Here is a 12,333-nt window from a genome sequence, read left to right on the forward strand (position 1 = left end):
TAGCAAAACTTGTTTCGCTATCATCCGTCATGCCAAACATAAAAATTTGGCATCAACAAACAGACACACTATTGAGATCTCAAACAACACGCGCACATCTGTCGCGTCCCTGCTTGCAGGACGCTCCGGAGGCTCGTCCCGGTGGTCTCCCACCGGCTTCGCGTCGTCGTTCCGGCGCGAGTCACTACTCTAGCAGTGTTTCGCGGCCAGGTCCAACTCCGCTCCGCGTGCTCTGGGTCACAGCGGGATCCGATCAGGATCCTGCCTCCCGCGGCTGCGGCGGGCCGAAGCCCGGTCCTCGTCGCGGCCGACCCTTGCGCCCCGTCCGATCTGCATGATCGTCCGGCGCCTCGTGGCCGCCCTCGTCGTTGACAAGAAAGAACAGTACGGCGATCCCTGATCGACGTCAACGCGGCTCGGATGCCCGTCGACCCGACCTCGGCACCTCATCATCGCAGGTCAGGAGGCTTTGTTGCGCACTCACGAGCTCATGTGCGGCGTAGTGTGAGCTGCAAGAGAGGTCGGCCTCACAGAGCTCGGCGCGCCCCGTGCACAGGTGGCGGTCTCCCGCCGGAGAGCGGGAGCCGGGTCGGCCCCGCTCTCCCGCGAAGCCGCCGCTGCAGGAGAGACGAGGACGGCGGCCCTCCGAGGAGGGACCGCCGTCCGTGATCATGCGCGGCGCGGCCGCGGGCCCCGGCCGTGCGGATCGGGCACGGGTCGGGCGAACCGGAGCGCTCAGCCCACCCGGCGCGCCATCGCAGCGCTCTTCTTCCCGCGCCGCAGGAGCACGTGCCCGCCGGGAAGCAGCTCGAGAGCCGAGAGCTCCTGCTCGAGCTGGTCCTCCGAGACCTTCGTGCCGTTCACGGAGAGCCCGCCCTCGCGAGCCGCCCGGCGCGCCGCGCCCTTGGACTCGAGGATCCCCGTCCGTACGAACAGCTCCGCGAGAGCAGTCGTCCCCCCGGCGTCCACGACCCCCAGCTCGCGGGCGATCGCGCCGACGGTCGGCTCGTCCAGGGCACGGACGTCGCCCTTCCCGAAGAGCACGGCTGCGGCGGCGGTGGCCTGCGCGGTCGCCGCCTCGCCATGGACCATGGTCGTGAGGTCGTCGGCGAGCGCCCGCTGCGCGGTGCGGCGGTGCGGCTCCGCGACGGTCGCGGCCTCGAGCTGAGCGATGTCCTCGCGGTCGCGGAAGGTGAAGTACCGCAGGTACTTCACGACGTCGGCATCGGCCGAGTTCAGCCAGAACTGGTGGAAGGCGTAGGGGCTGGTCAGCTCCGCGTCCAGCCAGACCGCCCCGCCTTCGCTCTTGCCGAACTTCGTGCCGTCGGCCTTGGTGACCAGCGGGGTCGTCAGCGCATGCGCGCTCGCACCCTCCGTCTTGTGGATCAGCTCCACGCCGGAGAGCAGGTTGCCCCACTGGTCGTTGCCGCCGTACTGCAGGGTGACCCCGTGACGACGGAACAGCTCGAGGAAGTCGATGCCCTGCAGCACCTGGTAGCTGAACTCCGTGTAGCTGATGCCCTCGTCGCTCGCGAGGCGGCGGGCGACGGTCTCCTTCGCGAGCATCGTGCCCATGCGGAAGTTCTTGCCCATGTCGCGCAGGAACTCGAGCGCGCTCATCTGCCCGATCCAGTCGAGGTTGTTGACCATCTGCACGCCGGCCGGACCCTCGAGGTCCAGGAAGCGGGAGATCTGGTCGCGCAGGCCCTCGACCCAGCCGGCGACGATCGACGGATCGTTCAGCACCCGCTCCCCCGACATGCGGGGATCGCCGATCAGGCCGGTCGCCCCGCCGACCAGGGCGAAGGGGCGGTGTCCGGCGAGCTGGAAACGGCGCATCGTCAGCACCTGGGTCAGATGCCCGACGTGCAGGGACGAGGCTGTCGGGTCGAAGCCGCAATACAGGCTGATCGGACCATCCGCGAGTGCCGATCCGAGGGCCTCGAGCCCGGTGGACTGCACCACGAGACCTCGCCAGGAGAGCTCGTCCAGGATGGATGTCATCGATCAGTTCCTTCTGCAGTGGGGCCCGTCCCGACGGACGGGGACGGGGAGCCGACGCAGCCGGCTCCCCGTCATTGTGCCAGGCGACCTCCCGGGGCTGCCCGGCCGTCCTCCGCCACGGGAGGAGGACGACACTCCCCGCGATCGCAGGGGCCCGGCGGGCCTGCCGGGCTCCCCTGTCACCGCAGGAGCGGCCGGGCGGGCGCGGCCCCGCGGCGGCCGCCGCCGCAGCAGCGGATCGAGGGCGGTCTCAGCCGCGCGCCGCCTGCCCTGTGAAGCCGCGCAGGTCGCCGGCCACCAGGCGGACGGCATCCTCCTGCTCGGCCACGCGCGAGGGGGCGGTGCCACCCTTCGCGTCCCGGGAGGCGATCGAGCCCTCGACGCTCAGGACGCCCCGCACGGAGGGGTCCAGATGAGGCGAGATCTCCGCGAACTCGGCATCAGTGATGTCCACCAGCTCCTTGCCCTGCTCCTCCGCGACGCGCACGCACGCGCCGGAGACCTCGTGGGCATCGCGGAACGGGACGCCGTTGCGGACCAGGTGCTCGGCGATGTCCGTCGCGAGGGAGAAGCCCTGGGGCGCGCGAGCCGCCATCTCCTCGAGGTGGAAGGTGAGGGTCGCGACCATGCCCGTGAAGGCCGGCAGCACGAGGTCCAGCGAGTCGACCTGATCGAAGATCGGCTCCTTGTCCTCCTGCAGGTCCCGGTTGTACGCCAGCGGCAGCGCCTTGAGGGTCGACAGCAGGCCCACGTGGTCGCCGATCACGCGCCCGGCCTTGCCGCGGGCGAGCTCGGCGATGTCCGGGTTCTTCTTCTGCGGCATGATCGAGGACCCCGTCGAGTAGGAGTCGTCCAGGGTGATGAAGGAGAACTCCTTCGTGTTCCACAGGATGATCTCCTCGGCCAGGCGCGAGAGGTCGATCGCGATCATCGCCAGCACGAAGGAGAACTCCGCCGCGATGTCCCGGGATGCGGTCCCGTCGATCGAGTTCCAGACGCTGCCGTCGAAGCCCAGCGAGGACGCCACGGCCTCCGGATCCAGCCCCAGCGAGCTGCCGGCCAGAGCCCCGGAGCCGTACGGGGAGATCGCCGCGCGGCGGTCCAGGTCCCGCAGTCGCTCCACGTCGCGCAGCAGCGGCCAGGCGTGGGCGAGCAGGTGGTGGCTCAGCAGCACCGGCTGCGCGTGCTGGAGGTGGGTGCGGCCCGGCATCGGCGCGCCGTGGACCTCCACCGCACGCGCCTGCAGCACGTCGACCAGGTCGAGGACCTGGGCGCCGATGCTGCGGGCCTGGTCCCGCACGAACAGCCGGATCAGCGTGGCAATCTGGTCGTTGCGCGAACGGCCCGCCCGCAGCTTGCCGCCGAGCTCCGTGCCGGCCCGCTCGATGAGCCCCCGCTCGAGGGCGGTGTGGACGTCCTCGTCGTCAGGGGCGGCGACGAAGGCGCCGGAGGCGACATCGGCCGCCAGGCGCTGCAGGGCGTCCTGCATGCCGGCCAGCTCGTCGTCGCTGAGCAGGCCCGCGGCGTGCAGCACATCCGCATGGGCGCGCGAGCCGCGGATGTCGTACTGCGCGAGGCGCCAGTCGAAGTGCGTGGAGACCGACAGAGCCGCGAGCGCTGCCGCCGGGCCGGAGCCGAAGCGACCGCCCCACAGGGCCAGCCGCTCCGCGCCGGTCGCGGCGTCCGCGGGGGTCTCCGCGGCGGGGGCCTGCCCGTCGGGAGTGCTCACGCCTCGTCCTCCACGAGGAGGTCCTCGCCGTTCCCGAGGGCCACGTCGCGGGCCGCGGCCTGCTTCGCGGCCAGGCCGTAGATCTCGATGAACCCGCGGGCCTGCGACTGGTCGAAGGTGTCGCCCTCGTCGTAGGTCGCCAGCGAGAAGTCGTACAGACCGGTCTCGGAGCGGCGGCCCGTGACGGTGGCGCGGCCGCCGTGCAGGGTCATGCGGATGTCGCCGCTGACGTAGCGCTGGGTGTCCTCGATGAAGGCGTCCAGGGACTTCTTCAGCGGGGAGAACCACTGGCCGTCGTAGACCAGCTCGGTCCAGCGGTCGCCGACCTGCCGCTTGAAGCGGGCCTGCTCGCGCTCGAGGGTGACGCGCTCGAGCTCCTGGTGCGCGGTGATCAGCGCCATCGCGCCCGGGGCCTCGTAGACCTCGCGGGACTTGATGCCCACCAGGCGGTCCTCGACGATGTCGATGCGGCCGATCCCCTGGGCGCCGGCGCGGCGGTTGAGCTCCTGGATCGCCTCGAGGGCGGTGACCTTCCGGCCGTCGATCGCGACCGGGACGCCGTGCTCGAAGCTGATGACCACCTCGTCGGCGACGGGCGGGAAGGCCGGGTCGTCGGTGTAGTTGAAGACGTCCTTCGTCGGCTCGTTCCAGATGTCCTCGAGGAAGCCGGTCTCGATGGCGCGGCCCCACACGTTCTGGTCGATCGAGAAGGGGTTGTGCTTCGTCGTGGCGATCGGCAGGTTCTTGCGCTCGGCGTACTCGATGGCGCGGTCGCGGGTCAGGGCCAGGTCGCGGACCGGGGCGATGCACTTCAGCTCCGGGGCGAGCGACGTGATCGAGACCTCGAAGCGGACCTGGTCGTTGCCCTTGCCGGTGCAGCCGTGGGCGACGGTGGTCGCGCCGTACTTCTTGGCAGCCTTCACCAGGTGCTTCGTGATCACCGGGCGGGAGATCGCGGAGACGACCGGGTAGGCGTCCATGTACAGGGCGTTGGCCTTCAGGGCCGGCATGCAGTACTCGTCGGCGAACTCGTCGCGCGCATCGGCGACGTAGGCCTCGACGGCGCCGCAGTCCAAGGCGCGCTGACGGATGACCTCGAGGTCCTCTCCGCCCTGGCCGACATCGACGGCACAGGCGATGACGTCCGCCCCGGTCGCGTCGTGGATCCAGCCGATGGCCACGGAGGTGTCGAGGCCGCCCGAGTAGGCGAGCACGATGCGTTCGGTCATGAGGTCTCCTTGGAGGTCTGGGGGTCTGAAGAGTTCTCGCGCCGGCCCGAGGCCAGCTCGAGCAGCCGGTCCGCGAGGCGCTGCCCGCCGTCCAGGCTGCGGGTGATCAGCATGATGGTGTCGTCCCCGGCGATGGTGCCGAGCACGTCGGGCATGACGGATCGGTCCACCGCGGAGGCGAAGAACTGGGCGGCGCCCGGCGGGGTGCGCACCACCACGAGGTTACCGCTCGCCTCGGCCGAGACGAGCAGCTCCTCCGCCAGGCGAGGCAGCCGGGCTCCGAGATGCTCCTCGGTCGCGGCCGGGCGTCCGGGGCGCACATCGGGGCCTTCGGGGGGCACCCGGTAGACGAGCGCCCCCGAGGAACCGCGCACCTTATCCGCCCGCAGCTCGACGAGATCCCGCGAGAGCGTCGCCTGGGTGACCTCGATGCCCTGGGCGGACAGGAGGTCGGCGAGCTGGGCCTGGGAGGAGACCTCCCCGCGTTCGAGGAGGTCGACGATGCGCTGCTGACGGGAGGTCTTGGTGCGCGGCTGCTCGCTCATCGGCGCAGGTCCTGGGGGATCGCATGCGCCGCCGTGGCCTCGTCCGGATGCTCCAGCAGCCAGGTGAGCAGGGCCTTCTGGGCATGGAGACGGTTCTCCGCCTCGTCCCAGACGACCGAGCGCGGGCCGTCGATCACGGAGGCCGCGACCTCCTTGCCGCGATAGGCCGGGAGGCAGTGCAGGAAGATCCCGCCGGAGTGCGCCATCAGCTCCTCGCTGACGCCGTACGTCGAGAAGGTGTCGGCGTCGCGGCCGTCCTCCCCCTCCTGCCCCATGGACACCCACGTGTCCGTGATCACGGCGCTCGCGCCCGATGCCGCGGCGATCGGGTCGTCGGTGATGGTGATCCGTCCGCCGGTCGCGGCGGCGATCTCCTCGGCGCGGGCGACGACCGCCGGATCGGGCTGGTGCGAGGCGGGCCCGGCGATGCGCACATCCATCCCGGCCGTCGCGCCTCCCAGGAGGTACGAGTGCGCCATGTTGTTCGCGGCGTCGCCCAGGTAGGCCATCGAGCGGCCGGCGAGGGCGGCCTCGCCGTCCGCGAGGCCTCCGGTGTGCTCCGCGATGGTCTGCAGATCCGCGAGGATCTGGCAGGGATGGAACTCGTCGGTCAGCGCGTTGATCACCGGAACGGTCGCGTGCTCGGCCATCTCCTCGATCCGCTCCTGCCCGAAGGTCCGCCACACGATCGCCGAGACCTGGCGGGTCAGCACCCGGGCCGTGTCCGCGATCGACTCGCCGCGGCCCATCTGGCTCGAGCCCGCGTCCAGCACCAGCGGACTGCCGCCGAGCTCGGCGACGCCTGTCGCGAAGGACACCCGGGTGCGGGTCGAGGACTTGTCGAAGATGATCGCGGCCGTGCGGGGGCCGGCGAGGGGGCGCCTGGCGAAGCGATCCGCGGACAAGGCGAGGGCGAGCTGCAGGACCTCCTTCTGCTCGGCCGGCGAGAGGTCGTCATCCCTCAGGAAGTGGCGGGGCATGTCAGTTCTCCTCCTCGTGGGCGGCCGCCTGCACGGCCGCGTCCAGCAGGGCGGGCAGCGCGGCGACGAAGGTCGCCAGCTGCTCCGTCTCGATGTTCAGGGGCGGGGCGAGCCGCAGGGTGTACGGGCCCGTCGCGTTGATGATGAACCCGGCCTCGAGAGCGGCCCGCACCACAAGGGGCGCGACCGGCTCGGACAGCTGGATGCCGCGCAGCAGCCCGGCACCGCGCACGCCGAGCACGCGCGGGTCGCCGAGGGCGAGCACCGCGGCGGCGAGCTCCTCCCCGGTCGCCTGCACGTGGGCGAGCAGGCCCTCCTCCTCGATCGTGCCGAGCACCGCGAGCGACGTCGCCGCGGCGAGCGGGTTGCCTCCGAAGGTCGTGCCGTGCTGACCGGCGTGCAGCAGCTCGGTCGTCTCCGGGCCGAACGTGATCGCCGCGCCGATGGGGAAGCCGCCGCCGAGACCCTTGGCGAGGGTCATGACATCGGGGACGACACCGGGGACGGCCTGATGCGCGAACCAGCGCCCGGTGCGGCCGATGCCGGTCTGCACCTCGTCCAGGATCAGCAGGGCACCGTGCTCGCGGGTCAGCTCGCGCAGCGCGAGCAGGTATGCGGGATCGAGCGGGAGCACCCCGGCCTCGCCCTGGATCGGCTCGGCGAAGACCGCTGCGACATCGCCGTCGGCGAGCGCGGAGCGCAGGGCCTGGACGTCCCCGGCAGGAACCCATTCGACGCCGCCCGGGAGCGGCGCGAACGGGGCCCGGTACGCCTCCTTGGAGGTGAGTGCGAGAGCGCCCATCGTCCGCCCGTGGAAGGAGTTCTCCAGAGCGAGGATCCGCGGCCTCCCGGTGCGGCGGGCGATCTTGAAGGCCGCCTCGTTCGCCTCGGTGCCCGAGTTCGCGAAGAACACCCCCGAGCCCTCCGGGGCCTGAGCGAGCCGCAGGAGCTTCTCCGCGAGCTCGATCTGCGGGCCAGTCGCGAAGAAGTTCGACACGTGCGCGAGCGTCTCGGCCTGTTTGGTCATGGCCGCCACGAGGGAGGGATGGGCGTGGCCCAGCGCGTTCACGGCGATCCCCGCCAGCAGGTCCAGGTACTCACGACCCTGGTCGTCCCAGACCTTCGCGCCCTGCCCCCGCACGAGCACGCGCTGGGGGGTGCCGAAGACGGGGATCATGGCCGCGCGATAGCGCTCCGCGTACCCCGCGGACCGCGGATCCTGCGCCGCGTCCTGGGACATGGACGTGTCAGACATAGTCATCCCTCCTCACCATCGTGCCCACGCCCTTGGTCGTGAACACCTCCAGCAGCACCGCATGCTCGATGCGGCCGTCGATCATCGTGGCCGTGCGGACGCCCGCGTCGACGGCGGCCAGCAGCGCCTCCGCCTTCGGGATCATGCCCGCGGTCAGCTCCGGCAGCATCTCCCGCAGCTGGGAGGCCGCGATCTCGTAGATGAGGGAGGAGCGGTCCGGCCAGTTGGCGTACAGCCCCTCGACATCGGTGAGGACGACGAGCTTCTCCGCGTCCAGGCCCTGGGCGATCGCCGCCGCCGCGAGGTCCGCGTTGATGTTGAGCACCTCGCCCGTGGGCCGGCCATCGGATCCGATCTCCGGGGCGATCGAGGAGATGACGGGGATCCGCCCGGCGTCCAGGAGGTCCTGGATCGAATCGGGACGCACATCGGTCACTGCGCCCACGTGTCCCAGATCCACGTCCTCGCCGTCCACGACGGTGCCGCGGCGCACCGCGGAGAACAGGCGGGCGTCCTCCCCGGACATACCGATCGCATAGGGGCCGTGCTGGTTGATCAGGCCCACCAGCTCCCGTCCCACCTGACCCACGAGCACCATCCGCACGATGTCCATCGTGTCGGCATCGGTCACGCGGAGACCGCCGCGGAACTCGCTGTCGATCCCCACGCGGCCCAGCATCTCGTTGATCTGCGGGCCGCCGCCGTGGACGACGACCACGTGGATCCCGGCGCTGCGCATGAAGACCATGTCCGCGGCGAAGGCGCGCCGCAGCTCCTCGTCGATCATGGCGTTGCCGCCGTACTTGACGACCACGATGCGGTCGCGGAAGCGCTGCATCCAGGGCAGCGCCTCGATGAGGACCTCGGACTTCTCGCGCGCCTCGGTGCGGGCCGCATCGAGCTGCGTGAGCGGGTTCTTGCCGGTTCCGGGTGTGCTCATGAGGAGTAGGCGCTGTTCTCTTCGACGTAGTCATGGGTCAGGTCATTGGTCCAGATGTCCCCGCACGCGGATCCCGCGCCGAGATCGACCTCGATGAGGCACTCCCGCGGCGTCATGTCCACGAGGTCGCGGGACTCCCCCACTCCCCCGCCGCGGCTGACCTGCACGCCGTTGACGCTGACCGCGAGATCGGCCGGGTCGAAGGGGGCCACGGACTCGGGCACGCAGCCGGCCGCGGCGACGATCCGGCCCCAGTTGGGGTCGTTGCCGTAGATCGCGGCCTTGACCAGGTTCGAGCGCGCGATCTCGCGGGCCACGGCGAGCGCGGCCTCCTCGGTCGTCGCGGAGGTGACCTGGACGTGCACGTCGTGGCTCGCACCCTCGGCATCGGCCACGAGCTGGCGGGCGAGGTCCGCGGAGACCTCCCGCACCGCCTCGGTCAGCTCCTCGAGGGACGGGGAGACGCCGCTCGCGCCGGAGGCGAGCAGCAGCACCGTGTCGTTGGTGGACATGCAGGCGTCGGAGTCGACGCGATCGAAGGTGGTGCGGGTCGCCTCGCGCAGCGCCGCCCGGGCATCGGCGGCGCAGACCACGGCATCGGTCGTGAGGACCACGAGCATCGTCGCCAGCTGCGGGGCGAGCATGCCCGCGCCCTTCGCGATCCCGCCGACCCTCGCCCCGGAGGGCGTGGTCGCGCTCGCCTGCTTCGGGACGGTGTCGGTGGTCATGATGCCGCGGGCCGTGGACTCGTCGGCCTCCGGCCCCGCCCCGAGAGCGGCCAGGGCCGCCTCGGCGCCGGCGAGGATCCTCGGCATCGGCAGACGCTCGCCGATCAGTCCCGTCGAGGCGACCAGCACGTCCTGCGCGGACACCTCGAGCAGGGAGGCGACGTGCTCGGCCGTCGCATGCGTGTCGGCGAAGCCCTCAGGGCCGGTGCAGGCGTTGGCGCCGCCGGAGTTGAGGATCACGGCGCGCGCGCGGCCGTCCGAGACCGCCTGGCGGGACCAGACCACGGGCGCCGCCTGCACGCGGTTCGAGGTGAACACGCCCGCGGCGACATCGAGGGGGCCGTCGTTGACGACGAGGGCGAGATCCTGCTTCGGCGCGGACTTGATGCCGGCGGCGACGCCTGCGGCCCGGAAGCCCTGCGGGGCGGTGATGGACATGGCTGTCTCCTTCGTGGACGAGCGGCGGGAGCGAGAAGGTCGGACGGGGCGCCCTGCGGTCAGGGGGCGAGGGCGGTGCGGGTCAGGCCGGTCGCCTCGGGCAGGCCCAGCGCGATGTTGAGGGACTGGACCGCGGCCCCGGCCGTGCCCTTGACGAGGTTGTCGATCGCGCTGATGACGGTGACGGTGCCGCTGCGTCGATCGACCGTCGCGCCGATCCGCACCGTGTTCGCACCCACGACCTGCTGGGTCGAGGGGAAGGAGCCCGACGGCAGGACGGTGATGAAGTGCTCCTGGCCGTAGTCCGCGGCGAAGGCCGCCAGCAGATCGTCCTCACCGATGCCGGGAGCGGCGGGCGCGGTCGCGACCGCGAGGATGCCGCGGCTCATCGGGACCAGCACGGGGGTGAAGGTGAGACGCGCATCGTCGATGCCGGCCGCCCGGCGGAGGTTCTGGAGGATCTCCGGGATGTGCCGGTGGGTGCCGCCCACCCCGTAGGGAGCGGCGCCGCCGATGCCCTCCGACAGCAGGAGGTGCTGCTTCGGGCTGCGGCCTGCGCCGGAGTAGCCCACCGGGAGCACGGCGCCGAGAGCCAGGGGATCCACGAGACCCGCTCGGACGAGCGGGACCAGGGCGAGGGTGACGGCGGTGGCGTTGCACCCGGGAACCGCGATCTCCCGGGCGCCGCGCAGCAGCTCCCGCTGCCGGGCCGCCCCGCCGGGACCGTGGTGCAGCGGCAGCTCGGGCATGCCGTAGGTCCAGGTGCCCGAGTGCTCCGACCGGTAGTAGTCCTCCCAGTCCTGGGGGCTCTCGAGCCGGTGGTCCGCGCCGAGGTCCAGGACCAGGACGTCGGGGTCGCGCTCGCGCAGCTCGGCGGCGATCGTCCCGGACTGGCCGTGCGGGAGGGCCAGCACGACCACGTCATGACCGGCGAGGTTCTCCGTCGTCGTCGCGACCAGCTCCAGGTCCCGGCCGAGGTCCAGGTGCGGAGCGACCTCCGACAGCCGCCTGCCGACGCTGGAGTGCGCGGTCACCGTGGTCACCTCGAGACCGGGGTGGCCGGCCAGCACGCGCAGCGTCTCGCCCCCGGCGTATCCGGAGGCGCCGACGACGGCGACGCGCGGGCGCGCGCCCCCGCCTCCGAAGACGGAGAGGGGGCGCGACGAGTCACCGACAGGGGGCTGAGCGTTCATAGAGCAACTATATACAGGTCAATGCATTATCAGCCAACCCGTAGGTCGTCCGGCGGTCCGATGCGCTCAGCTCCCCGCCAGCATCCGCTCCTTGAGCCGGATCGACCAGCTGTAGTCCGTTCGCCGGATCTCGTCGTCACCCTCGACGACTCCATCACGATCCACGGCATACGAGAAGATTCCCCCCTTGGTCACCCCGGCCGGCTGCCAGTCCGCGTACGCGGCGGCGCGCGAGGTCTCGAACGGCTCCTCGGCGTCACCCCAGAGGTTCGTCGAGCGCTCCTCATAGAAGGAGAACCCGATGAGGTACTGGGCTGGATCGATCTGCCCCGCGAAGCTGTCCCAGGTGCCCTGCAGGGAGGAGAGCGACCGCCCATACGACTGGACGAGCACAAAATCGAGGCAGTCGGCTGTCTGCCGGAACAGCGGCACGAAGCCGTCGCGGTTCGTGTCGTAGATGAACAGCTTGCCCGTCCCGCTGAGCGGTCCGATCAGCCGCGCGAGCTCCCGGAACACGCCGCTCGCGCGGGCCGTCTCAGCCTCACTCAGCGTGCGCTCCATGTCGACATCCAACCCGTCGAGCCCGCAGGCATCCACGAGCGTCGCCACGAGATGCTCGGCGTGGGCTCGATATCCTTCCGGCGTCTCCGGGACGGCGGGGTCCAGGATCACGCCGATATCGACCGTCCGCACGACCCGGGTGCCCTGCGCATGCAGGTCAGGGACGTACTCGTCACGCAACGTGTCCCAGAACGGACTGTCGTCCGGGGTGTAGTCAGGGAAGACGAAGACCACATCGATCTCCGGCGGAACGTCCGCGAAGCTGTTGGGACGCGCAGGGTCCACAGCCCGATCGTGCCAAGTACGGAAGTAGGCGAACTCGAGCGGCGGGGCGAGCTCAGGCGGCACCTTCCCGGCGGCCGAGGCCGGACGCTGCGCATGGTCAGGCATGCTTCCGCGCCCGGTGACCCCCTTCCCCGCACCGGCGCCCTGCGAGTGCTCCGGCGGAGCAGCCGCGGCGGAACCCGCGCCGAGGGCCGCGACCGCGACGGCTCCCGCTCCAGTGATGAATGTGCGGCGAGATGCGGATGCTGACATCGGTGTCCTCCGTTCACTTCCGGGCTCGAGCCCGGCGCTTCCACCGTCCCTCCAGGTCGGAGGGAGGCACGCGCATCCGCGCCCGGCAGCCCGGAAGGTCACACCTCGGCAACGGTGCACGATACCCCCGAGCTTAAGCGCTATAGTGACGCAGGACAACCAGTCACGACGACTGCGCGGGAGTCGCGGAGCGT

Annotated in this window: 10 protein-coding genes; all 10 read right to left on the reverse strand. The window is 71.2% G+C overall.

Features of this window, described 5'->3' with window-relative positions; all coding sequences use genetic code 11:
• Window positions 1-735: 735 nt before the first annotated feature.
• Entirely contained in the window at window positions 736-2,004 is a 1,269-nt protein-coding gene (tyrS, locus tag ACFFF6_RS02790; RefSeq protein ID WP_376978014.1) for a tyrosine--tRNA ligase, read from the reverse strand.
• A 250-nt stretch (window positions 2,005-2,254) separates the two neighbouring features.
• Complete coding sequence (gene argH, locus ACFFF6_RS02795; RefSeq protein ID WP_376978016.1) at window positions 2,255-3,733, reverse strand: argininosuccinate lyase; 1,479 nt, start codon at window positions 3,731-3,733, stop codon at window positions 2,255-2,257.
• Window positions 3,730-4,962, reverse strand: a complete 1,233-nt coding sequence (locus ACFFF6_RS02800) for an argininosuccinate synthase (RefSeq protein WP_376978018.1) — start codon at window positions 4,960-4,962, stop codon at window positions 3,730-3,732. The genes argH and ACFFF6_RS02800 overlap by 4 nt, the downstream gene beginning before the upstream one ends.
• The gene (locus ACFFF6_RS02805; RefSeq protein WP_376978020.1) at window positions 4,959-5,507 is read right to left on the reverse strand and encodes an arginine repressor; all 549 of its coding nucleotides are present in this window, start codon (window positions 5,505-5,507) and stop codon (window positions 4,959-4,961) included. The genes ACFFF6_RS02800 and ACFFF6_RS02805 overlap by 4 nt, the downstream gene beginning before the upstream one ends.
• Complete coding sequence (argF, locus tag ACFFF6_RS02810; protein WP_376978022.1) at window positions 5,504-6,487, reverse strand: ornithine carbamoyltransferase; 984 nt, start codon at window positions 6,485-6,487, stop codon at window positions 5,504-5,506. The genes ACFFF6_RS02805 and argF overlap by 4 nt, the downstream gene beginning before the upstream one ends.
• Window position 6,488: 1 nt before the next feature.
• Window positions 6,489-7,742, reverse strand: coding sequence for an acetylornithine transaminase (locus ACFFF6_RS02815; RefSeq protein ID WP_376978024.1), 1,254 nt, complete (start codon window positions 7,740-7,742; stop codon window positions 6,489-6,491).
• On the reverse strand, window positions 7,735-8,682 hold the full coding sequence (gene argB, locus ACFFF6_RS02820) for an acetylglutamate kinase (protein WP_376978025.1): 948 nt from the start codon (window positions 8,680-8,682) through the stop codon (window positions 7,735-7,737). The genes ACFFF6_RS02815 and argB overlap by 8 nt, the downstream gene beginning before the upstream one ends.
• Entirely contained in the window at window positions 8,679-9,848 is a 1,170-nt protein-coding gene (gene argJ, locus ACFFF6_RS02825) for a bifunctional glutamate N-acetyltransferase/amino-acid acetyltransferase ArgJ (RefSeq protein ID WP_376978027.1), read from the reverse strand. Before argJ ends, argB begins: the two co-directional genes overlap by 4 nt.
• A 59-nt stretch (window positions 9,849-9,907) precedes the next feature.
• Window positions 9,908-11,041, reverse strand: a complete 1,134-nt coding sequence (argC, locus tag ACFFF6_RS02830; RefSeq protein ID WP_376978028.1) for an N-acetyl-gamma-glutamyl-phosphate reductase — start codon at window positions 11,039-11,041, stop codon at window positions 9,908-9,910.
• A gap of 66 nt (window positions 11,042-11,107) precedes the next feature.
• Window positions 11,108-12,139 carry an endo-beta-N-acetylglucosaminidase gene (locus tag ACFFF6_RS02835; protein WP_446680626.1) on the reverse strand — a complete coding sequence of 344 codons (1,032 nt, stop codon included), beginning with the start codon at window positions 12,137-12,139 and terminating at the stop codon, window positions 11,108-11,110.
• Window positions 12,140-12,333 lie beyond the last annotated feature (194 nt).

Source organism: Brachybacterium hainanense (assembly GCF_042434575.1).
GTDB lineage: Bacteria > Actinomycetota > Actinomycetes > Actinomycetales > Dermabacteraceae > Brachybacterium > Brachybacterium hainanense.